The sequence below is a fragment of the Neorhizobium phenanthreniclasticum genome, assembly GCF_040066075.1.
Classification (GTDB): Bacteria; Pseudomonadota; Alphaproteobacteria; order Rhizobiales; family Rhizobiaceae; genus Neorhizobium; species Neorhizobium petrolearium.
Window position 1 is genome coordinate 22,178 of record NZ_JBEAAL010000039.1, and the last position, 21,653, is coordinate 43,830.

The following is a 21,653-nucleotide window of genomic DNA, read 5'->3' on the forward strand; positions in this document are numbered from 1 at the left end:
ATGAACAGCAACATTCTCATCGTAGCAGCAGCCGGTATCGGCATTCTCGCCGGTGCAGGAGGTACTTATCTCATCATGCCGGAGCCAGAGCCGGTTGTTCGGGCCCCCACTGATGCGGAGATCGCTGCCCTTATCGCAGCCAATCCCTCCCTAATTCCCGAACCTCCGGCTCCTGTGCTTGAGATACCGACAGAAGAGGAGGCCCTAGCCGCATACCGCAAGGCTTATGCCCGCAACCCTCTGAGGACCGGCCGCGGTGAAGCCGTTGTGACCCTTGCCTTAGGAGAGTGTGACGAGAACGCCAGCGGTCCAGGCGTATCATGCGTTGCGGCAATCAAGAGGAATCCGAACGCAGCTCCTCTCGATCGCGTCATTGGATTTGCCAAGTCTGCATCCGGCGAATGGGTAGCCACCAACTACTGATTTCAGGGCCAGATGCCTGTTGCTCATCAGTGCCCCGGCAGTGAGATGGAGCCTGACAGAAGAAGCTCGATTTCCTCAGGGTTCAGGCTCCCCTTGGAGGCAATTAGATACCCTGCTACGTAAAGCAGCTTCTTATCTCTCTCATCCTGATCTGACGGCGCGTGCCTGATGATTTCCATACGTGCCCTCGCTTCTTGATCCATGTCAGCGCCGCCCTCGCCGTTGACGGCCGTCAGGTACACGGCCCGGTGACGTTCGACCTTCACGGACAAAGGCTCGTTGGGTTGCAGCTCAAGCTTTTCTGTCATTTTTCCCTCTCCACAAGCGCAAGCGATCACTCCTTGACCTCCCGAAATCGAAGGGAGGGCAGGAGCCCCGCTCCTGCTCCCGAGCTCGTGCGGAACAGCTGGAGAGAGGGGGACAAGCGCTAAACCGGAGGGGGATCACCCACCCGGAGGGCCGAGACGGATTTCATGGAAATGCGGCCGGTGCTGCAGGCCACAGGCCGAAGCATGGGGAGACCGGTTTAGTGCTTGTGGGGGAGAGAGGGCAGAGCGCCTTTCTCCCCTAGAAGCGAGTTGAAATTTTTCAGACGAAGAGCAAATGGCTCCACAACTTAAACAGGTTTAGCGAAGTAATTTGCGGAGGCGTCAGCGCCGGTTGGCCGTCGGCGTATAGCCTCCTATCCAGTTTTCGCCTTAATACATTCCCGGCACGGGATACGGGCTTGTGGAAACCCGCCGACCATCTTGAACTGCTTCAAGTGCAACTCGATCTTCCTCATCGAGCATCAATGTCGTTGAGAGCAAGTTTTCCCACTGGTGTGCCGGAATGTCCGCGCCCGGTATGGCATGAACGTTGTCCTGCATAACGAGCCAAGCCAATGCCACCTGCTGCCAAGAGCATTTGTGTTTCGCTGCGACGGCTCGTAAAGCTGGATGTTCACTGTAAACGCCACGGGCCAACGGGCAGTGCGCAACCAGCGCTATTCCTTTGTCCCGCATCACCTTGAGAAGAGACTCGTCGCGCAGGCCGATATGCATCTCGACCTGGTTACATGCCAAAGGCACAGAGGTCACCTCGACAGCGGTCTCCAACAGTGGCTGAGGAAAATTCGAGACACCTATTGTTTTGGCTAATCCCGCATCAACAAAGCTCGCAAGCGTATTAAGCGGCGGGGCGAGTTGAAGGTCTCTGGGCGGCCAGTGCAGCAGCAGCAGGTCAATGTAGTCAACTTGCAGCTTTTCAAGGCTCGTCTCCACTGAAAGCTTCATGGCCTCAGGTGCGAAATCGGTGTGCCAAATCTTAGTAGAGATTGTGATTTCATCTCTGCAAACGCCGCTTTGGCTGATGCCTTTGCCCACCTCGCGCTCGTTCCCATAGAACGACGCTGTGTCCACAAAGCGATATCCCATCTCTAAGGCATTGCGCACGGCGATGACGCAAAGCTCGTCGCGCATGCCCCACGTTCCGAGGCCAACTTTGGGCAGGAAGCTATTGTTTCGCACCAGTTCGGCACTCCCGACACGGAAATGCAGAATCATCTTTCCCGCCCTACGTCATCTCAGAAATGAGGGGATGCCTGAGCCACGGGGCCCCTTTTCGCCGGAAACCCTGCGGGCAACATGCTCGATCCACGCCGGGTTGATGTTTGAAAACATATTCCGTGGGAGGTTCAGCTTCCGGATAAACGTCAGCCGGGCGGTCACCGCCAGAATGTTATAAAGGGTTGCTCGCCCTGCATCGGCCTTCATCGCATTGAAGCCCGTCGGCCCTTCCGCGTCAGCGAGAGAGCTTCCATCGCCACTACAGTCTCAGGCGGAAGCGCGGCGCTCACCTCATGAAGCCAGCCGTCCAGATATTGTTGCCGTTGCGAGCGAACAAGCCGTTCAAGCTCCTTGGCAGACGGACCATAGATATTGCGATCCCGGCACCAAAGAAACACCGCCTCAAGCATGGCGCTGACGGATTGTCCGGAAGGGCAACGCTCGCCGATGATCCAGCGAGAAAGCGCTTCCCGGTCTCCTCGCGTCATGCGGCGAAAGCCAAGATACTGCAAAATCTCGGCGCAATGCCGACGGGCTGTTCTCCCGCCAAAATCATAACCGGTCAGTTCGTCGGCTGGGACGCCGATCTGCTCGGCCAGGTATTCGGCACCATCGTGCGGGACCAATATGCCATCCTCAGCGAAGAAACCGCGGGCGCTGAAAAACTTTAACTGCGCGGCCAGGCCGAGCCTCGTAGCGGCCGGTTTGGAATTGATGAAATCAATGTCGGCGAAGCTCAGGCTCCATTGGTTCGACAAAATCCGAACTAGAAATACCCGTACTCATCACTACGCTCCTCAAATTGGAGCGCAATGTCATGAGCGAGCGCTTCTCAGCTCAATCCCACAAGCATGTTTCCACAACGTTCTTCGAGTTGGCCAAAATCGCAGCTTCGGGCCGACTGGGCCGATCAGGCTTTCAAGAGCGCTGACGGCGCTCAATAGCGGAAGCCGAAGGCCTCAGAAAGTCGTTTCCCGGACGCCACGACAATGCGCGCAAGTGCGCTATCGGGCCCGCTGTCAACGCGCCTCGTGCGCCCGAAGACTGTCAATGCCATCAACAACCGGCCCGTCGGGTCGAATATTGGGACGCTGACAGCGCCGAATCCGTCTCCACCGCCGTCGGCGATGCAGGCGAAGCCCCGGCTACGGGTTTCGCGTATCAACTCTGCCAACGCCGCGCGTTCCTTGGGCGCGTTGACCCTTCCGCTTGCGCGATTCTGTTCCAGCTCACGCTCGATTGGTCCTTCGGTCCGGCCGGGGTCGTCAAAGCTGCTGAAAACCAGGCCGGTGGCAGAGAACGTCATAGGGCAGTGGTGAGTCGGAGCGACGGATGTCGCAAAGTCATGGCGCGCTTCCATGACCCGGACCATCGTGGGACCCTTGTCTGTCCATACGGCCAAGGCAGAGGTCTCGCCCACCTGTTCGACAAGTTCGGTCAGGATCGTTTCAGCGAGCTGCAGCGGTTCAAATCGCGCGAAGCCCTTTATTCCCAGTTGGAATGCGACGGGCCCCAGGTCGTATTTCGACGAATCCTTGAGCTGCTTCACAAGCCCGGTACGGATCAGACTCACCAGATAGCGATGAACCTTGGCCGACGGCATTTTCAGGCTCGCCGCAAGTTCGGCCAGCTTCATAGGTCCCTCGGCGCGGATCAGCACGTCGAGTATCGTTCCCGCTATTTCAACCGACTGGATTCCGAGTTGGGCCGGCCGCTCCGATGTGTCCTCCGGCGAAATTTTCCTTGTGTTTTCAAGCAGCACTCGGGCCCTCCTTATTGTTTATGATGAGCATTATACAAATTTGTTGACAAGGCGCAAATTGAAAGACAGCATTACGTATAATAACAGAAATTACACATTGTATAATGTTTTGCACTGAGGATGGTGCGTGAGGAGAGTCCCAATGAACGGATTTGAGTTTGGCCTGAAAGGTCGGCTTGCCTGAGCGGTAGGGAGACCCGTCTCAAGGACGGCCCCGTTGCTGCGCAGGCGCCAGTAGCGCGTGGACTAGCATTCAAAAACATCGAGGAAACACCAATGAACGCCATTTCATCGGAAAGCGCGGTGGAGGAAGTCCATTGCGACTTGCTCGTCGCAGGTTCAGGCGCAAGCGGACTGACGGCGGCAATAGTCGCAGCCAAGCAGGGCTTGAATGTGATTGTCGCGGAAAAAGAGCCTGTGTTTGGCGGCACCACGGCTTTCTCGGGAGGCTATCTCTGGGTGCCAAACAATCCGGTCAGTAAAGAGGCCGGGATACAGGACAGCAAGGAAGCTGCCCGGGACTACATCCGCCATGAGGCGAGCAACCACTACGATGCGGCCCGTACAGAGGCATTTCTCGACGCTGGGCCGGCGATGGTCAACTTCATGCACGAGAACACCCACGTTCGGTTCGAAGCATCACCTGCCTTTTCCGACTATCATCCGGACGCGCCAGGCGGCATGCCAGGGGGGCGATCGATCCTGGCAGTCCCGGTCAACGCCGCTATTCTCGGTGAAGACCTCCCCAAGCTTCGTCCTCCGCGCTCCGAACTTACCCTCTACGGGTTGGCGATCGGATCCGGCAAGGAACTCTGGCATTTCTATCGCGCCACGAAGCGCCTGGAGTCCTTCGCCTATGTGTCAAAACGCATAGCAAAATTCGGTGTCGACAAGGTCCTGAAAGGACGCTCGATGCTGCTGACCAACGGCAACGCATTGGCGGCGCGCCTTTATCGGAGCGCAAAGGATCTCGACGTTCCTGTCTGGCTCGACAGCCCGGTGAAGGCCTTGTTGCGTGACGACGATGGCAATGTGATCGGGGCCGACGTACTCACGCCAAAAGGACTGCGCCGGATCATCGCGAAACGCGGCGTGGTCCTGGCCTGCGGCGGATTTGCCCAGGACGTGGCTCGGCGGAAATCGCTCTACAATCACGTCGCGAGCGAGGGCGAACATGTGTCCGCCGCCAGCCCCGGCAATACTGGCGATGGCCTTCTGCTGGCCGAGCAGATCGGCGCGCAGACGCTGATGGATTATCCCAATGCGGGCGCCTGGGCGCCGACCAGCCTTGTGCCGAGGGCAGACGGAACGAAGGGGCCATTTCCGCACTTCATCGATCGCGGAAAGCCCGGGGTGATTGCCGTTGCCCGTTCCGGGAGACGCTTTGTCAATGAAGCCAACAGCTATCATGATTTCGTCCAGGGCATGGAACGTATGACGGAGCACGGTCAGCCGGCCGAAGCCTTCCTGATCTGCGATCATCGCACCATCAGGAAGTACGGTCTCGGCCATGTTAAGCCGGCACCCTTGCCGCTCGCTCCCTCCATCAAATCCGGCTATCTTATCTCCGGCAACACTCTGGCGGAACTCGCGCAGAACATTGGGATGGACGCTGCGGCGTTCGAGGCGACTGTCCAGCGCTTCAACAACGATGTTCCTACCGGTGTGGACACGGAATACGGCCGCGGCAGCACCGCATACAACCGCTTCCATGGCGACCCGGAAGTCAAGCCAAACCCGTGTCTCGCCCCGATAGCGAAGGGCCCTTTCTATGCGGTCCGCGTCGTGCCGGGAAGTATCGGCACCTTTGCCGGTCTGCGAACAGATGAGCATTCCCGCGTCATCGGCGAGGACGGCAAATCGATCCAGGGTCTCTACGCCGTCGGCAACGACATGGCGAGCGTCCTTGGCGGGAACTATTCGGGGGGCGGCATCACCCTCGGACCGGGCATGACCTTTGGGTACATCGCCGGAATGCACGCAGCGCGCGAGCACCACTAAACTCTTACGAAATCTACGTTGACGGGAGGAACTACCATGAACTTGAATCGCAGAAACCTGCTTCTGGCAGGCGCAGGACTTGCTTTGTCATTGGCATCCCCATTCGGGGTGGCTGCCCAGGAGAAGGTGATACGTATTGGAGCGCTGATCGCAGCGTCCGGTTCAACCGCCTTCATGGGTAGTTCCCAGCGCGAAACCATCGAAATGCTTGTCGATGAGTATAACGCGGCCGGAGGGATGACGGGAAACAAGGTGGTGCTGACCCTCTACGATACGGAGGGTAACGGCACGGTGGCGGCGCAGCAGTTCCGTCGCCTGATCGACTCCGATCAGGTTGACGTCGTCATCGGTCCGTCGACCACGGGTGAATCGCTGGCTCTCATGGCGGTCGCCAACGAGTCCAAGGTCCCGCTGGTGTCCTTCGCCGGTGCCGAGTCTGTTGTTAACCCACCGACGCCGTTCGTGTTCAAGGTGCCGCCGACAGATCGCATCGTCGTCAAGCATTTGCTGTCCTTCATGAAAAAGCGCGGCATCAATTCGATCGCGGTGCTTTCCTCCGCCGATGGTTATGGACAAGCCGGGCTCACCGTCATCAAGGATGTGGCCGACGAGCTCGGAGTGCCTGTCATGGCATCGGAGGAGTTCGGTCCGAAAGATACGGACATGACGCCCCAGGTCCTCAAGGTGAGGAGCAGTGGTGCTGACGCGCTGCTGATCTGGAGCGTGAATCCCGGTCCCACGATCATTCTCAAGAATGCCGCCTCTGTCGGATATGACAAGCCGATTTTCAACGGCTACGGCGCTGCCTCACCCGCCTTGATCGAGCAGGCTGGGCCGGCCGCCGAGGGAAGCTACGTGTCGTCCATGCGGCTCCTGGCGCCCCAGAGCCTCGCCGAGGACGATCCGATGCGCGGCGTCGTCACCAAGCTGGCGGACAACTATCGTGCAAAATACGGCAAGGAACCGACAACCTTCATCGCACATCCCGCCGACGCACTCTCTCTTATCGCCGCGGCCGTGAAGGCTTCCGGAGGAGAGGTGGATCGGGTGAAACTGGCCGAGGCGATGCGCAGCGGCATCAGCTTTGCAGGTGCGAACGGCATGTTCAATTTCACCGACACGAACCACAACGGGCTGGATGAGAACTCCAACTCGATGATCATGCTGCAGGTCAAAGGCGGGGAATTCGTCGTAGCCGACTGAGCTCTCCCAAGACGCCGGCGGCTCGTGGCTTGGATCGCGAGCCGCCAATGACGCCCCCAATCACAGGAGAGAATCCCGTGGAAGTATTCATTCAGATCCTCATTACGGGGATCGTAGTCGGCTGCATCTATGGCATGGCGGCTCTGGGCTTCACGATCGTCTATAATGCCACCAAGCTGATCAACTTCGCCAATGGCGAGTTCCTGATGCTTGGTGGGGTGGTACTGACGGGAGCGGTGACGATCGCCGGCCTCCCGACCGGAGTTGCGGTTCCGGTCGCGGTGGCGGTCAGTGCGGCGATTGGCTGGGTGATGCAGCGCGTCATCCTGGAGAATGCCAGGCATTCCGATCATCTTACCCTGGTGATGTTGACCATAGGCGTAGCACTCGCACTGCGCGGCGCAGCAGCGCTTGTCTTCGGCCGCGACATCAGTTTCGTGCCCGAATTCGGGTTCATTCCCCTGGTCCTCGTCGGCAACGTCTATATCCCGAGCCAGGGCATCTGGATCATGCTGACCCTGGCGGTGCTCAGCCTCGCCCTGTGGTATCTGTTTTCGCGCACGCTATTCGGCAAGGCCATGCGGGCTGCGAGCCAGGAACCGCGCGCGGCGGCCCTCTGCGGGATCGAACCCAAGAAGGCTGCGGTGATCGCGATGATCATGGCGGCCGCAATCGGCGGTCTCGCCGGGACGCTGATGGCACCGATCTCCGCCGCATCCTACGAAAACGGCATCTTTCTGGGCCTGAAGGGTTTCGCCGCAGCCGTCGTCGGCGGTCTCGGCAATCCGCTCGGCGCCATTCTCGGCGGTTTGCTGATTGGTGTCATCGAAAGCGTGACCGCGGGCTACGTGGCATCGGGCTTCAAGGACGCAATCGGCTTCATCATCCTAATTCTCGTGCTCATTCTGCGGCCTCAGGGTCTCGCCGGGCGCGCCGTAATTTCGAGGGTCTGATCGATGCGAAATTCAAAATCTACCTCCAACCTTCGCCACGATGGGCTGATCCTGCTGGGATTGGCGATCTTCCTCGCCATTCTGGGCGTGACGTTGTCCAACCAGTTCCACCGCTCGATCGTGGTCCTGTCGATGATCCATGCCATCGCAGCAATCGGCCTGACGCTGCTGATGGGCTATGCTGGCCAGGTATCGATCGGGCAGGGGGCCTTCATGGGCGTCGGCGCCTATGCCGCCGCCTTTGCCATGCAGCAGCTCAGCTTGCCGGTGCCCGTTGCGTTGATTGGAGCAATCCTCCTGCCGGGCCTGCTGGGCTATGTCATCGGACGGCCAATCCTCAGGTTGTCGGGGCATAATCTGGCGCTTGGCACACTCGCGCTCGGCGCAGTCTTCTTCGTGGTCGCTTCGCAGTGGCGTTCGGTTACCGGTGGCATCGATCCGGGCATCGTGAACCTTCCGAACCTCGGCTTCTGGGGGCAGTCCCACGAGACTGTTGTCTATTGGCTTTCCGCCGTCGTTCTTCTGGTCGCAGCCATTGTCGCCGCCGCTCTGGTGGACGGTCGCTTCGGGCGTGGTCTTGAAGTGCTGCGTACATCCGAAGTGGTCGCCGCCTGCATGGGTGTCGATACCGTCCGCGCCAAGTCCATGGTCTTCGCCATCGCCGCGGCTTTTGCAGGAGCTTCCGGCGCCCTGCTCGCCCTCTATCTACGCTCCTTCAACGCCAATACGTTCGGCGTCAGCCTCTCAATCGAGCTTCTGATGATGGTTATCATCGGCTCCCTGTCGACCATCTGGGGAGCTATCTTCGGCGCCTTCGCCATCATCATCCTGCCCAACCTGCTGGAGAGCTTCGATCATGCCAAGCTTCTCGTCTACGGCCTGACAATGGTCGCGGTGATGATGTTCGCTCCCCGCGGCCTTGGTGAAACTCTGCTCCGCTTCGTTCGCTCGAGGAGTTCGTCATGATTTCTGTTCCGGTACTTTCGCTTTCTGGCCTGACCAAGCGTTTCGGCGGCATCCAGGCGGTGTCCGGTGTTTCCTTCGACCTTGCACCCGGCGCCATCACAGCCGTGATCGGACCGAACGGCGCGGGCAAGACCACGCTGATCAACCTGATCACCGGCGTGCTGTCCCTGAACGACGGCGCGATCCGGCTGGAAGGTGCAGACATCACGAATGAGCCGGTGCACCGCCGTGCCGTGGCGGGGGTTGCCCGCACCTACCAGACCCCGCAAATGGCGGCGGGCATGAGCGTGCTCAGGAATGTCATGGCCGGGGCCTATCGTTTTGGCCGCTATGGCCTGCTCAGCACCCTGCTGCGTCCCTGGACGATCATCACCGAGAACGAGGAGATGGCGGAGCGGGCCGCACACGCCTTGCGTCGCGTCTCGGTTCCCGAAGAGTGGTGGCACCAGCCTGCCAGCGATCTCCCCTACGGCCTTCAGCGGCGCGTCGAAATCGCGCGTGCGCTCGCACAGGATCCGAAGGTCATTCTGCTGGACGAACCGGCAGCGGGTCTGAACCCGAGCGAAACCGCCGACCTGGCCCGGCTACTGACAGACATCGCCGCGGATGGCCGCGCCGTTCTGTTGGTCGAGCACGACATGCCGATGGTTATGTCGATTTCCTCGCATGTGGTCGTCATCAATTTTGGCCGGAAACTCGCCGAGGGAACGCCTGCCCAGATATTGACCAATCCCGAAGTCATCGCCGCCTATCTCGGCAGCGACGAGGAGGAGGCTGCCTGATGTCCGAAGAACTGCTCACAGTTGAAAATCTCGTCGCCGGCTACGGCGCGGTCGAAGTCCTGCACGGGGTTTCCCTGTCGATCCGCAAGGGGCAGATCCTGTCGATCGTCGGCGCGAACGGTGCGGGCAAGTCGACCTTGCTGAACACCATATCCGGCTTCATCCCGATCCGGTCGGGCGATATTCGCCAGGAAGGACGCTCCATTGCAAAGCAGGCGCCGGCGGTGATCGCGCGCGCGGGTATACGCCATGTGCCGGAAGGTCGGCGGGTGTTTTCCGAGCTCTCGGTGGAGGAAAACCTGCAGCTTGGAGGCTATGGCCAGCCCAAAGCCGTTGTCCAGGCGAGGATCGAGCATATCTACGAACTTTTCCCGCGCCTGCTCGAGCGACGCGGTCAGGCGGCCGGGACGATGTCGGGCGGCGAGCAGCAGATGCTGGCCATTGGCCGGGCTCTTGCCGCCGACCCGAAAGTCCTCATGCTCGACGAACCGTCGATGGGGCTTGCGCCGCTGGTCGTGGCGGAAATCTTTCGTCTCATCTGCCGCCTGCGCGACGAGATGGGGATGGGCATCCTGCTGGTGGAGCAGAATGCCAAGGCGGCCCTTCGGATTGCCGACCTGGCCTGCGTCCTGTCGCTGGGAAAGGTGACCATGCACGGAACCGGCGCGGAGTTGCTGCACAATCCGGATGTCGTCGACGCCTTCCTTGGCGGCCATAAGGCCGCCTGACGAGACGCGCGACCTAGGGAGAAGTCGAATGACGATCAAGCGTATCACGTTGCTCAAGCGCAAAAGGGAAATGACGCCGGCGGATTTCCGCGCTCACTGGGCGGGTCCACATGCTGCAATCGCGCGAAATTTGCCGGGTCTCGTGCGCTACAATCAGAACCATGTGCTTGCGGCCAGCGTGACGGGTCCCGACGGAGAATGGCCGGTTCACGGCTTCGTCGAGCTCTGGTTCAGGGATCGCGCGTCCGTTGTCGAGGCCGCAGGTTCCTCCGTTACGCGTGGTCTCGTCATAGATGAACCGAAGTTCCTGGACGGGCTGACCGGTCTGGATGTTGACGCTTCACCGTCGCACGGCGCCTCCGCCCAAAAGGTTTTTGTGATCGGGAAACCTGTTGCGGATAGCGCGGGTCCCCACACCTCCGGCGCCAATCTCCTGCTGGGCATTTCCCGGCTTGAGGGCTTCATCGACGGTCACGCCGACCATACCATCGGCGACATCATGCGGCGCGATCACCTCTGGTCCGAACCGGAGCCGCCCCAATTCATCATCTGGACGACCTTTTCGTCGCCCGACACGGCGCGGCTGGCTTTCGACCATTGCCAAATTCCGGCGGCAGGCAGCCACAGGCCGGAAGTCTATCTGACCGAAGAAATTAGAATCGTCTGAACCAGGGCCTTTCGGCCCGACATCGTGAGAAGGAGAATCCCTGTGAGCAAACCCTTTGCTTCATCGACCGACACGACCACCAAGACCGATACGCTCGAAATCCTCAGCGATGGCGTCTATGCGCTGACCGCCGAAGGAGACCCGAATGTAGGCGCGGTTGAAGGCGAGGACTTCGTTGTCGCCATCGAGAGCCGCGCCACGCCGGCTGCCTCGCGCGATTGGCTGAAAATCCTGCGCGAGCATACCGACAAGCCAGTTCGCTATCTGGTGCTGACCCACTATCATGCTGTCCGCGTGCTGGGCGCCAGCGCCTTCGCAGCGGAAGACATCATCATGTCCAACGCCTCGCGCGATCTTGTCGCCGAGCGGGGCGAGCAGGATTGGAAAAGCGAATTCGGCCGCATGCCACGTCTTGCCAAGAATGCCGAGGAAGTTCCCGGTCTGACATGGCCGACCATCACCTTCGACACCGAATACGACATTGAACTGGGTGGAGACCGCGGCAAGCTTGAACTGCGCTTTCTGGGCCGTGGCCACACAGGCGGCGACATCGTGGTCTGGCACGACAAGAGCCGCACGCTCTTCGCCGGCGATCTGGTGGAGGCGAAGGCCGCACTCTACACGGGCGACGCCTATCACTTCGACTGGGCGACGAAAACGCTCGACAATGTCAAAGCCTATCAGGCCGAGAACCTGATTGGCGGACGCGGCGCCGTGGCGCGCGGTGTGACGGAAACGGATGCGGCGGTCGAACAGACCCGCAAGTTCCTGAACGGCATGATCGACAATGCCGGCCGCGTCCACAGGGCCGGCGGCAGCCTGAAGGAGGCCTTCGAGGCCACGCGCGATGCGTTGGCGCCAGAGTTCGGCGCCTGGCCGATTTTCGAACATTGCCTGCCCTTCGATGTCCAGCGGCTTTGGGACGAATATGCCGGCATCGAACATCCCCGCATCTGGACTGCCGAGCGCGACCGCGAGGTCTGGGCGCAATTGCAGGATTGACGGGAACGGGAGGAAGACATCATGGCAAATGTGCAGGGAATCCCTGTCTACAAGGAAGTCGGCGCGACCCCCGCGCCGACCGGAAACACGGACAGCGCCCGCGTCGTGATCGTCGGCGCCGGCCCGGTGGGACTCGCCATGGCGCTGGATCTCGGCCGGCGCGGGCATGCAGTGACGGTGCTGAACCGGCTCGATTTCGTGGCTCATGCGTCGAAGGCGATCTGCTTTTCCAAGCGGTCGCTCGACATTCTCGACCGGCTGGGGGTCGGCGATCCGGCGGTGGAGAAGGGCGTGACCTGGAACGTCGGAAAGGTCTTCTGGGGCAACGACGATGACCCGGTCTACCAGTTCGACGCGCTGCCGGTGAAGGGGCAGAAGCGGCCGGGATTCATCAATATCCAGCAATACTACATCGAAGAGTATCTGCTCGAAGGCTGCCAGCGGCTCGCCAATATCGATATCCGCTGGGGTCATCGGGTCGACGCCGTCAATCCTGTCGATGACGGCGTGGAACTCTCGGTTTCCACCCTGGACGGCGACTACACGCTCCGCTCGGAATGGCTGATCGCCTGCGACGGCGCCCGTTCGACCGTGCGCGAAAAACTCGGGCTTGATTTCGAGGGACGAGTCTTCGAGGACAATTTCCTGATTGCCGACGTTCGAATGAAGCACGAGATGCCATCGGAACGCTGGTTCTGGTTCGACCCCCCGTTCAATCCTGGCCGGTCGGCCCTGATGCACAAGCAGCCGGACGATGTCTGGAGGCTGGACTTCCAACTGGGCTGGAACGTCGATCGCGAGGCCGCGATCCGGCCCGAAAACGTCAAGCCGTTTATTCGCGCCATGCTTGGCGACGTCGAATTCGAACAGGAATGGTATTCCGTCTACACCTTCCAGTGCCGCCGGATGGGACGCTTTGCCCATGGCCGCACGATCTTCGCCGGCGATTCCGCGCACCTTGTTTCTCCATTCGGGGCGCGGGGCTGCAATGGCGGCCTAGCTGATATCGACAATCTTGGCTGGAAGCTTGATCTCGTCCTGAGAGGCGCGGCCGACGAGACCCTGATCGAGACCTATAATGATGAAGCGATTGCGACGGCGGATGAGAACATCCTGAACTCGACCCGTTCGACGGACTTCCTGACTCCGAAATCCGCTGCCAGCCAGGCTTTGCGGGACGCGGTGCTCGAATTGGCGCGGGATCATGCCTTCGCACGGCCCTTCGTGAATTCGGGGCGGCTGTCGACGCCGGTGAGTTACCCGGCGAGCGCGCTTTCAACACCTGACAGCGACGAGTGGCAGGCCGGTATCGGTCCGGGATCGCCGGTGCTGGATGCGCCGCATCACGACGGCTGGCTGCTGGACGCCATTGGCGACGAGTTCGTGTTGCTCGCCCGTGGCTGGAAGGGCGAGTTGCCAGCGGGCGTGCGTCTTGTCGAGGTACAGGAGATTGCCGCCGATCGACTGGGCCTGACCGAGGGCGGCGCCTATCTGGTCCGCCCCGACCAGTATGTCGCCGCACGTTGGAAGTCACCGACCGCGACCGGGATCGAGGCCGCATTGATCCGTGCGAAAGGAGGAAGCCCATGTCTGCACTGAAGACCGCGACGAACCTGACGGGACACGATGACATCTACGAGGGCCTCGTGCGTCTGCACGAGGGACTGAGCGTAGAGCAGAGCCTGCGCCGCTGGGCAAAACTCGTCCTGATCCTTGCCAATCATATCGGCGACCGTACGGTCGTCGAAGAAGCCATCGATATGGCGCTGCTGTCGGCCATGCTGCCAGACGAGTGCAGAACAATTCTCGACTGGCAGCAGACGGACTGAGAGCCATGCCCGACCTGGGTGTAACTCCCTTGTTCTATGCAGCGGCTATTCCTGCCGTGGTCCTGCTTGGATTTTCTAAAGGCGGCTTTTCCGGCGTTGGCCTGCTGTCTTTGCCGCTGCTGGCGCTGGTGATGCCGCCAATCCGGGCGGCAGGGATCATCCTGCCGATACTCCTCCTGCAGGATGCCCTCACGGTCTATGCCTACCGCCACTCCTGGGACGCTCGAAACCTGAAGTTGCTGCTGCCCGGCTCCGTTGTCGGAGTACTGCTTGGTTATCTTTTCGCAGCGCAAGTATCGGATGCGATGCTGTCGCTCTTCGTCGGGCTCCTGGCCGGTATATTCGCGGCGCGCCGGCTTTTGTCCCCAAACCCCTCGGGTGGTTCGCCGTCAGGACAAAATCGACCCTTCGGACTGCTCTGTGGCGCTTTGTCCGGGTTCGCGAGCATGGTCGCCAATGCCGGTTCGCCGCCATTTCAGATTTATGTGCTGCCGCAACGTCTCAATCCCCAGATCCTGGCGGGAACGAGCGCAATGGTCTTTGCCGCGACGAATCTGATGAAGGTCGCGCCCTTTGCCGCACTCGGACAGTTCGATCCAAGCAATCTTGTGAACTCGGCGACGCTGATGCCGGTCGCAGTCCTTTCGAACCTCGCGGGCATATATCTCGTTCGCCGCATATCCGCCGAGAGATTCTATCGCGCGATATACCTGATCCTGATCGCAGTCAGCCTGAAGCTCATTTGTGACGGACTTCTCACGTGACTTGCACCACTTAACCCTGAAACGGATTCATCGAGCCCACGGAGGAAATGATGATCGACTATCTGGAAAAATGCCCCGACCTGCTGAAGGGGGATGTCGTTGTGGTCACGGGCGCCGCGCAGGGCAATGGTGCCGCGATCGCCGGCGGGCTTGCCCGAGCCGGCGCGAAGGTGGCGGCGCTCGACCGTGATGCCGAAAAGCTGCATCGAATGGTCGATGCTATCCGCGTCGAAGGCGGTATCGCCTCTGCCTACGTCCTTGATGTCACGGATCTTGAGGCCAGCGAGCGGTTCGCGGAAGAGGTGGAGAAAGATCTCGGCCCGGTGTCCGTCGTGATCAACAATGCGGGAATCGTGCGCCGGGTTCTGATGGAGGAGGATGGGTTCCTGGACTCGATCAAGGACCAGTTCGCCATCAATACCCTCGCATCCGCGCAACTGGTCAAGGTTTTAATCGGGCAGCTCAAACGGACGCAGGGACGCATTGTCAACGTGGGCTCGATCGCCAGCTTCCGGGCCACCACGGGCGGGATGGGCTATGGCGCATCAAAGGGCGGCGTGCGTCTCATGACATCAGCAATGGCCGCCGAACTTGCGCCGTTTGGCATCCGGGTCAACGGTATCGCCCCCGGCCTGATGATTACGCCGATGACCGAGCCGACACGCAACAATCCCGAAACCGCCCGCCGATACCTTGAGCACATCCCCCTCAAGCGCTTCGGTGAGGCGGACGAGCTCGTCGGCCCGGTGCTGTTCCTGGCCTCGAAGCTGTCTTCCTATGTCACCGGCGTGATGATGCCGGTGGATGGTGGCTATCTGACTGTCTGAGAACTTGCATTGCGTTCCTCTCGGCATCGTCGAGAGGAACGGCCCGGATATCCCGTCGCGGTGGGGGCGGTTATCCATATTCCGTCAGTGATCTACGACTTTTCCTCAGGCGACAATGGTCGCTTCGGTGGAAGCCCGGAGCTCCTCGTCGCTGACGCCCTCGGCCAGCTCAACGATCCTCAATCCACCCTCGACCACATCCATCACGCCGAGATTGGTAATGATGCGGTCGACCACCTTCTGACCGGTCAGAGGCAAGGTGCAGCGCTTCAGCACCTTGGATTCGCCTGCCTTGTTGGCGTGGTCCATCACCACCACCACGCGACCGACGCCGGCCACCAGGTCCATTGCCCCGCCCATCCCCTTGACCAATTTGCCGGGGAACATCCAGTTCGCCAGATCGCCGTTCTCGGCCACTTCCATAGCGCCGAGGATTGCCATGGCGATCTTGCCGCCACGGATCATCGCGAAGCTTTCAGAGCTGTCGAAATAGGCGGTCTGCGGCAGGTCGGTCACTGTCTGCTTTCCCGCATTGATCAGGTCCGGATCCTCTGCGCCCTCATAAGGAAAGGGACCGATGCCCAGCATGCCGTTCTCAGACTGCAGCGTCACCTCGACGCCCTCGGGGATATAGTTGGCCACAAGCGTCGGGATGCCGATGCCAAGGTTGACATACCAGCCGTCCTGCAATTCCTTCGCGGCGCGGGCCGCCATCTGGTTGCGATCCCATGCCATGGTCAGGCCTCCTTGCGTGTGGTGCGCTGCTCGATGCGCTTTTCATGCTCGCCCTGGATGAGGCGGTGAACGTAAATGCCGGGCAGGTGGATGTGGTCGGGGTCGAGCGAGCCGGTCGGCACGATCTCCTCGACTTCGCAGACGCAGATGCGTCCGCATTTCGCTGCAGGTACGTTGAAGTTGCGTGCGGTCTTGCGAAAGACCACGTTGCCGCTCTCGTCCGCCTTCCAGCCCTTGACGATGGCCAGGTCCGCGACGATGCCCCGCTCGAGAATACAGGTCTCGCCGTCGAAATCCTTGTGTTCCTTTCCCTCGGCGATAACAGTGCCTACGCCGGTCCTGGTGTAGAAGCCGGGAATGCCAGCGCCTCCGGCGCGCATGCGCTCGGCCAGCGTACCCTGAGGATTGAATTCCAACTCAAGTTCACCGGACAAATACTGGCGCATGAATTCTGCGTTTTCGCCGACATAGGAGGACATCATCTTCCTGATCTGGCGCGATGACAACAGGATGCCGAGGCCGAAATCGTCGACGCCGCAATTGTTGCTGGCGATCGTCAGATCCTTGGTGCCCGCCTCGTGAATCGCTTTGATCAACAGTTCGGGAATGCCGCACAGGCCAAAGCCGCCGGCGGCTATCAGCATTCCGTCCTTCAGCACTCCATCCAGCGCGGCAGCGGCGCTCGAATAGACCTTCTTCATCTTGCCATGCTCCTCATGTTCCAAGTCTCCCGTCGGCGGCTGCGTTGGCTGCGGCGGTCAGGCCGCCGCTCTTTCCGACACGCACGGGCGGTGTGTTTCACGTAAGCGCTTCCGGTGCCGCTGCGTGAAAGGCCGCCAGATCAGCGCAACTCGCCGCGACGGCGTTGATGCGCGGCAAATGTGCGAAGTCCGCTCCCCATCGCGTGGCGTTGTAAAGCTGGGGTATCAGCGTGCAGTCGGCGAGGCCCGGGGTGGAGCCGTGGCAGAACCGACCGTCGAAGCCGGGTTGATCCAGCAGGATTTCTACGGCCTCAAGCCCATCGGAGATATTCTGGCGATTCCAGCTGGCCCGCGCCTCCGCTCCGCCAAGCGCTTCAACGCGGGCCAGCACGCGGAGGTTGGAGACCGGATGGATTTCGCAGGCAATGGCCAGTGCCAGCCCGCGGACATGGGCTCGTGCTCCCGGTGACGACGGCAACAGCGGCGGCCCCGGGCGGGTTTCATCGAGATATTCGATGATCGCCAGCGATTGCGTCAGCCGCTTGCCGTCGATCTCCAGTGTCGGCACCAGCCCTTGTGGATTGAACTCGAGGTTCTCCGCTCCGCGCTGCTCGCCCTTGACCAGATCGACGGCCACGCGATCATAACCGATGCCCTTGAGTGCAAGCGCGATCCGCACCCGGTAGGATGCCGACGACCGCCAATAATCGTGCAGGACCACCCTCATGTGCGCGCCGGCAGAATGCGGCCTGTGCAGGGGCCGAAGCCGATACGGTAACCTTCACCATCCGCATGGGCGAAGAGGCCGATCTCGTCGCCGTCATGGATGAAGGTCCGCGATTCGCCGTTTACCGTCACCGGCTCCTTGCCGGCCTGGGTCATCTCCAGCAGCGCCCCGGTTTCCTCCCGCCTTGGCCCGGAAATCGTGCCTGAGCCGATAAGATCGCCCACCCGCATCGGGCAGCCCGATTCCGTATGATGCGCCAGCTGCTGGGCGCTGGAATAGTACATGACGTTGTAGTTGGTCCTGGCCATGGTCTGCCCGTTCATCGTCCAGCCGATGTCGAGATCGTAGAAGCCGGGGCGGTCTTCCTTGAGGTATGGCAGCAGCGGGTTAAGCCGTTCGGCGCCTGCGCTGCGGAAGGGTTCAAGCGCTGCCTGCGTCACGATCCACGGGCTGATGGTGGTGCCCAGCGCCTTGGACTGGAACGGTCCCAGCGGCTGGTACTCCCAGGCCTGGATGTCGCGCGCCGACCAGTCGTTCAAGAGCACGTAGCCGAAGATCAGCGCCTCGGCCTCTTCGACCGTCAAGCGTTCGCCCATCGTGCTGTCGCCGCCGACGATGGCGCCGAGTTCCAGTTCCAGGTCGAGCCGGCGGCAGGCGGTCCATTCCGGGCCGTTCTCGCCCTTGATCTGCCCCATCGGGCGGCGGATCGGCGTGCCCGAGACTACCACGGACGAGGCTCGGCCATTATAGCCGATAGGCATATGGGTCCATTGCGGCGGCAGCGCATTGTCAGGCCCGCGAAACAGCACGCCGACGTTGAAGGCGTGGTTCTTCGAGGCATAGAAGTCGGTGAATTCGTTGACCTTTATCGGCAGATGCAGGGTGGCATCGGCCATGGACACGAGCGGCAGTTCATGTGTTGCGTCCTCGGCGAGCAGCCGACTCAGCGCTGCGCGCACGGCATCCCATTTCGGCCGTCCGAGCGCGATGAACCCGTTGAGCTGGGGTTGAGCAAACGTACCCGCGCCATCGACCAGACCCTGCGCCTCGCAGGCCGCCAGATCGAGAATACTGTCGCCGATCGCGACTCCGCAGCGCGGCGCCGAGCCCTCTGTCGAGAACACACCGTAAGGCAAATTCTGTATCGGGAAGTCGCATCCCGGCTCGTTGGCAGATGCGACACGGCTGCGCAGCAGTTTGGCCATCATGTTTCTCCTGTCGAATGATCGGGCAGGCGCGCGCGCGAGGGGCGCGCCGCGCCTGCTGCCGGATGCTGTGCGGTCATGGTGAGGGCGATGCCGGCCTCGGGCTACTTGATGCCGGGAGTACCGTCGAACTTCTTCTCCAGCCGGTCCCACACCTCGATATACTCCTCCTGCATCGGCGCTTCCTTGGCGGCGAAATGCGTGAGGTGCTGCGGAAAGCGGGTCTCGAACATGAAGCTCATTGTATTGTCGAGCTTCTCGGGCTTCAGTTCAGTGTTCGAAGCTCCCTCGAAGGCGTCGCGATCGGGGCCGTGAGGGAGCATGCAATTATGCAGGCTTATGCCACCGGGCGCAAAGCCCTGTGGCTTTGCATCGTAGGTGCCGTAGATATTGCCCATGAGTTCCGACATGATGTTCTTGTGATACCAGGGCGGGCGGAACGAATGCTCGGCCACCATCCACCGTTCACGGAACAGCACAAAGTCGATGTTCGCCGTTCCCTCCTGTCCGGAGGGCGCGGTCAGCACTGTGAAGATAGATGGATCGGGATGATCGAACAGGATCGCGCCGACCGGGGAATATGTCCGCAGGTCATATTTGTAGGCACAGTAATTGCCGTGCCAGGCCACGATGTCGAGCGGGCTGTGGCCGATCCAGGTCTCGTGGAACTGGCCGCACCATTTGATCACCACGCGAGAACGGACATCGCGGTCCTCGAATGCCGCCACCGGGCTCTTGAAGTCACGCGGGTTCGCCATGCAGTTCGCGCCAATCGGGCCGCGACCGGGCAGGTCGAATTTCTGGCCGTAGTTCTCGCAGACGAAACCGCGGCAGGGACCTTCCAGAATCTCCACGCGATACACCAGCCCGCGTGGGAGGATGGCGATTTCCTTGGGTTCCAGATCGATGATGCCAAGTTCGGTGCAGAAACGCAGTCGGCCTTCCTGAGGCACGACCAGAAGTTCGCTGTCGGCCGAATAGAAATATTCGTCCTGCATCGATTGCGTGATCAGGTAGACATGGCTTGCCATGCCGACCTGAATGTTGACGTCACCGGCGGTGGTGATCGTGCGCATGCCGGTGATCCAGGTCAGGTTCTCGTCGGCGCCGGGGAGGGGGATAGGATCCCAGCGATACTGGCCGAGGCTCATGATGTTCTGCCGGTTCGGGTCGTGCGGCATGATGTTCGGCGCAGTCTTCCAATAAGGGACGTCGATCGGGCTGAACTGGCCGGTATGATGGACGGAAGGCCTGATCCGGTAGCACCATGTCCGCTCGTTCTGGCCGCGCGGAGCTGTGAAGGCGGTGCCCGAAAGCTGCTCGGCATAGAGGCCGTAGTTGCATTTCTGCGGGGAGTTCTGGCCCTGCGGCAAGGCACCCTGCAGCGCCTCTGTCTCGAAATCGTTGCCGAAACCCGGCATGTAACCTTCGACCGTGCCTGTGGTCGTGGTCGAGCGCGTCATGCTTGCCGACGGAGTGTGTGCGGTCATTGGAACTCCTCCCGATGTCCTCAGTGTCGAATATCGTTGTTATTGCAATGAAAATAACGTTGCTATTGCAACGAAGTCAACGGGAAAGTGTCGGGCGGCTTGAATTTCATTGTAATTGCAATGATATTTCCTCGACGCAACGACGAGAATCGCGATGCCTTTCGAGCTGGATCATTTTCTGCCCTATCGCCTCAGCGTCGCCGCTGCTCAGGTAAGTCGCAAGTTTGCAGAGCGGTATGAAGCTGAAGCGGGGTTGACGATTCCCGAGTGGAGGGTGCTGGCCCATTTGAATCATTCAGGCCCCGTGAGCGTCCGTGACATCAACACCCGTGTCAACCTGGATAAGTCGATGGTTAGCCGAGCGGCTGCCCGACTGGAAGAAGCCGGCTATCTTCGCAAGTCGGTTCATCATGCCGATCTACGGCTGGTCTCGCTTGAGTTGACCGATGAGGGAAAGCAGTTGATGCAGCGACTTGGGCTTATTGCGGAAGCATTTCAGGAAGAGCTCGCCCGTGAACTCGGCGAGGATGCAAAGACTTTGTCCAATCTGCTCGAGCGAATTATCCGCTAAGTCTAGTTGAAGTCTTTCAGCAACTGCAGGCGTTTGCACAGCGAGCGAATGGTTCCATAATTGTGGTTATGCGATGTCTTGATGTAGCCGCAAAGTTAAAGTGTCCTGTTTCTGCAAAGTTGGAATGTCACTCTCCTCACGTTTTGATGACGTGGGAGATTGCGGATGGGACTGATAGCGATGAGCGAGCGCGATCTGCAGCGGATTGAGGTTTTGTCGAAGGTGATCGACGGCCGGATGACGATGGTAACGGCGGCGCATGTACTTGATCTGAGCACGCGTCAGGTGCGTCGGTTGCTGGACCGGATCAAGACTGACGGCGCAGCGTCGATAAGGCACAAGGCGATCGGTCGGCCGTCGAACAACCGGATCAGCGATGGTGTCCGCGATTACGCGGTGACGCTGGTCGGCGAGCGCTATGCGGATTTCGGTCCGACATTGGCGGCCGAGAAGCTTGCCGAGCGCGATGGCTTGCGTGTGTCGCGCGAGACACTGCGAAGCTGGATGGTCGATGCTGGCTTGTGGCTGTCGCGCAAGCAACGCCGGACGTTTCATCAGCCGCGACTACGACGCGAGGCTTATGGCGAGTTGGTGCAGATCGACGGCTCCGAGCATCGCTGGTTCGAAGATCGCGGAGATCCGTTGTCGCTTGGCAGATAAACGTGAGAATGCGGCTGTTTCGGCCAGGTTTGGCATTTAAAGGTGAGAATCCGAGCGACCGGATTCTCACATTAACTGCAATCGCGTCAACACGAACGCCCTGTATTCTT

22 protein-coding genes and 2 pseudogenes are annotated in these 21,653 nt (G+C 60.5%); 15 read left to right on the top strand and 9 right to left on the bottom strand.

Annotated features, from left to right (window positions below; genetic code table 11):
* On the top strand, nucleotides 1–423 hold the full coding sequence (locus ABK249_RS30660) for a hypothetical protein (RefSeq protein WP_227705973.1): 423 nt from the start codon (nucleotides 1–3) through the stop codon (nucleotides 421–423).
* A 26-nt stretch (nucleotides 424–449) separates the two neighbouring features.
* Here ABK249_RS30660 and ABK249_RS30665 read toward each other — a convergent pair whose 3' ends face one another.
* From ABK249_RS30665 to ABK249_RS30680, 4 genes and pseudogenes are all read right to left on the bottom strand, one after another.
* Entirely contained in the window at nucleotides 450–731 is a 282-nt protein-coding gene (locus ABK249_RS30665) for a hypothetical protein (RefSeq protein ID WP_227705957.1), read from the bottom strand.
* A gap of 390 nt (nucleotides 732–1,121) precedes the next feature.
* A complete protein-coding gene (locus ABK249_RS30670; RefSeq protein WP_227705958.1) occupies nucleotides 1,122–1,967 on the bottom strand; it encodes an aldo/keto reductase in 846 nt (281 codons plus the stop codon).
* A gap of 54 nt (nucleotides 1,968–2,021) precedes the next feature.
* Nucleotides 2,022–2,756, bottom strand: a pseudogene (locus ABK249_RS30675) (DUF4158 domain-containing protein); the annotation flags it as partial.
* Between the two features lie 151 nt (nucleotides 2,757–2,907).
* Nucleotides 2,908–3,732, bottom strand: coding sequence for an IclR family transcriptional regulator (locus tag ABK249_RS30680; RefSeq protein ID WP_210058894.1), 825 nt, complete (start codon nucleotides 3,730–3,732; stop codon nucleotides 2,908–2,910).
* Between the two features lie 276 nt (nucleotides 3,733–4,008).
* On the opposite strand from ABK249_RS30680, the gene ABK249_RS30685 reads away from it, so the two are divergent.
* The 12 genes from ABK249_RS30685 (at nucleotide 4,009) to ABK249_RS30740 (ending at nucleotide 15,454) form a co-directional block, all read left to right on the top strand.
* Complete coding sequence (locus ABK249_RS30685) at nucleotides 4,009–5,733, top strand: FAD-dependent oxidoreductase (protein ID WP_210058893.1); 1,725 nt, start codon at nucleotides 4,009–4,011, stop codon at nucleotides 5,731–5,733.
* A gap of 36 nt (nucleotides 5,734–5,769) precedes the next feature.
* Nucleotides 5,770–6,936 (top strand): ABC transporter substrate-binding protein, encoded by a 1,167-nt coding sequence (locus tag ABK249_RS30690; RefSeq protein WP_210058892.1) that lies wholly within the window; start codon nucleotides 5,770–5,772, stop codon nucleotides 6,934–6,936.
* A gap of 77 nt (nucleotides 6,937–7,013) precedes the next feature.
* Nucleotides 7,014–7,889 (top strand): branched-chain amino acid ABC transporter permease, encoded by an 876-nt coding sequence (locus tag ABK249_RS30695; RefSeq protein ID WP_210058891.1) that lies wholly within the window; start codon nucleotides 7,014–7,016, stop codon nucleotides 7,887–7,889.
* A 3-nt stretch (nucleotides 7,890–7,892) separates the two neighbouring features.
* A complete protein-coding gene (locus tag ABK249_RS30700) occupies nucleotides 7,893–8,855 on the top strand; it encodes a branched-chain amino acid ABC transporter permease (RefSeq protein ID WP_210058890.1) in 963 nt (320 codons plus the stop codon).
* Complete coding sequence (locus ABK249_RS30705; protein WP_210058889.1) at nucleotides 8,852–9,637, top strand: ABC transporter ATP-binding protein; 786 nt, start codon at nucleotides 8,852–8,854, stop codon at nucleotides 9,635–9,637. Before ABK249_RS30700 ends, ABK249_RS30705 begins: the two co-directional genes overlap by 4 nt.
* Nucleotides 9,637–10,365, top strand: a complete 729-nt coding sequence (locus ABK249_RS30710) for an ABC transporter ATP-binding protein (RefSeq protein WP_233470433.1) — start codon at nucleotides 9,637–9,639, stop codon at nucleotides 10,363–10,365. The genes ABK249_RS30705 and ABK249_RS30710 overlap by 1 nt, the downstream gene beginning before the upstream one ends.
* A gap of 28 nt (nucleotides 10,366–10,393) precedes the next feature.
* Entirely contained in the window at nucleotides 10,394–11,032 is a 639-nt protein-coding gene (locus ABK249_RS30715) for an EthD family reductase (RefSeq protein ID WP_210058888.1), read from the top strand.
* Nucleotides 11,033–11,074: 42 nt separating this feature from the next.
* Nucleotides 11,075–12,034, top strand: a complete 960-nt coding sequence (locus ABK249_RS30720) for an MBL fold metallo-hydrolase (protein ID WP_210058887.1) — start codon at nucleotides 11,075–11,077, stop codon at nucleotides 12,032–12,034.
* A 21-nt stretch (nucleotides 12,035–12,055) separates the two neighbouring features.
* The gene (locus tag ABK249_RS30725; RefSeq protein WP_210058886.1) at nucleotides 12,056–13,633 is read left to right on the top strand and encodes an FAD-dependent oxidoreductase; all 1,578 of its coding nucleotides are present in this window, start codon (nucleotides 12,056–12,058) and stop codon (nucleotides 13,631–13,633) included.
* Entirely contained in the window at nucleotides 13,621–13,863 is a 243-nt protein-coding gene (locus tag ABK249_RS30730; protein WP_210058884.1) for a DUF2783 domain-containing protein, read from the top strand. Before ABK249_RS30725 ends, ABK249_RS30730 begins: the two co-directional genes overlap by 13 nt.
* Nucleotides 13,864–13,868: 5 nt before the next feature.
* Nucleotides 13,869–14,627, top strand: coding sequence for a sulfite exporter TauE/SafE family protein (locus ABK249_RS30735; protein WP_227705960.1), 759 nt, complete (start codon nucleotides 13,869–13,871; stop codon nucleotides 14,625–14,627).
* A gap of 47 nt (nucleotides 14,628–14,674) precedes the next feature.
* The gene (locus ABK249_RS30740; protein WP_280107560.1) at nucleotides 14,675–15,454 is read left to right on the top strand and encodes an SDR family NAD(P)-dependent oxidoreductase; all 780 of its coding nucleotides are present in this window, start codon (nucleotides 14,675–14,677) and stop codon (nucleotides 15,452–15,454) included.
* 105 nt (nucleotides 15,455–15,559) lie between these two features.
* Here the strand turns inward: ABK249_RS30740 and ABK249_RS30745 are convergent, their stop codons facing one another.
* The 5 genes from ABK249_RS30745 to hmgA all read right to left on the bottom strand — a co-directional run bounded on the left by ABK249_RS30745 (nucleotide 15,560) and on the right by hmgA (nucleotide 20,285).
* Nucleotides 15,560–16,189 carry a 3-oxoacid CoA-transferase subunit B gene (locus ABK249_RS30745; protein WP_210058880.1) on the bottom strand — a complete coding sequence of 210 codons (630 nt, stop codon included), beginning with the start codon at nucleotides 16,187–16,189 and terminating at the stop codon, nucleotides 15,560–15,562.
* A gap of 2 nt (nucleotides 16,190–16,191) precedes the next feature.
* A complete protein-coding gene (locus ABK249_RS30750) occupies nucleotides 16,192–16,890 on the bottom strand; it encodes a CoA transferase subunit A (RefSeq protein WP_210058878.1) in 699 nt (232 codons plus the stop codon).
* A gap of 97 nt (nucleotides 16,891–16,987) precedes the next feature.
* Nucleotides 16,988–17,617, bottom strand: a complete 630-nt coding sequence (gene maiA / locus ABK249_RS30755; RefSeq protein WP_210058876.1) for a maleylacetoacetate isomerase — start codon at nucleotides 17,615–17,617, stop codon at nucleotides 16,988–16,990.
* Nucleotides 17,614–18,825: a fumarylacetoacetase gene (gene fahA / locus ABK249_RS30760; protein WP_210058874.1), complete on the bottom strand. Its 1,212-nt coding sequence runs from the start codon at nucleotides 18,823–18,825 to the stop codon at nucleotides 17,614–17,616. Before fahA ends, maiA begins: the two co-directional genes overlap by 4 nt.
* A gap of 101 nt (nucleotides 18,826–18,926) precedes the next feature.
* On the bottom strand, nucleotides 18,927–20,285 hold the full coding sequence (gene hmgA, locus ABK249_RS30765; RefSeq protein WP_227705974.1) for a homogentisate 1,2-dioxygenase: 1,359 nt from the start codon (nucleotides 20,283–20,285) through the stop codon (nucleotides 18,927–18,929).
* Between the two features lie 181 nt (nucleotides 20,286–20,466).
* On the opposite strand from hmgA, the gene ABK249_RS30770 reads away from it, so the two are divergent.
* Both ABK249_RS30770 and ABK249_RS30775 read left to right on the top strand, forming a co-directional pair.
* The gene (locus tag ABK249_RS30770; protein WP_210058870.1) at nucleotides 20,467–20,883 is read left to right on the top strand and encodes a MarR family winged helix-turn-helix transcriptional regulator; all 417 of its coding nucleotides are present in this window, start codon (nucleotides 20,467–20,469) and stop codon (nucleotides 20,881–20,883) included.
* A 165-nt stretch (nucleotides 20,884–21,048) separates the two neighbouring features.
* Nucleotides 21,049–21,534 (top strand): annotated as a pseudogene (locus tag ABK249_RS30775) (helix-turn-helix domain-containing protein); the annotation flags it as partial.
* Between the last annotated feature and the right edge of the window lie 119 nt (nucleotides 21,535–21,653).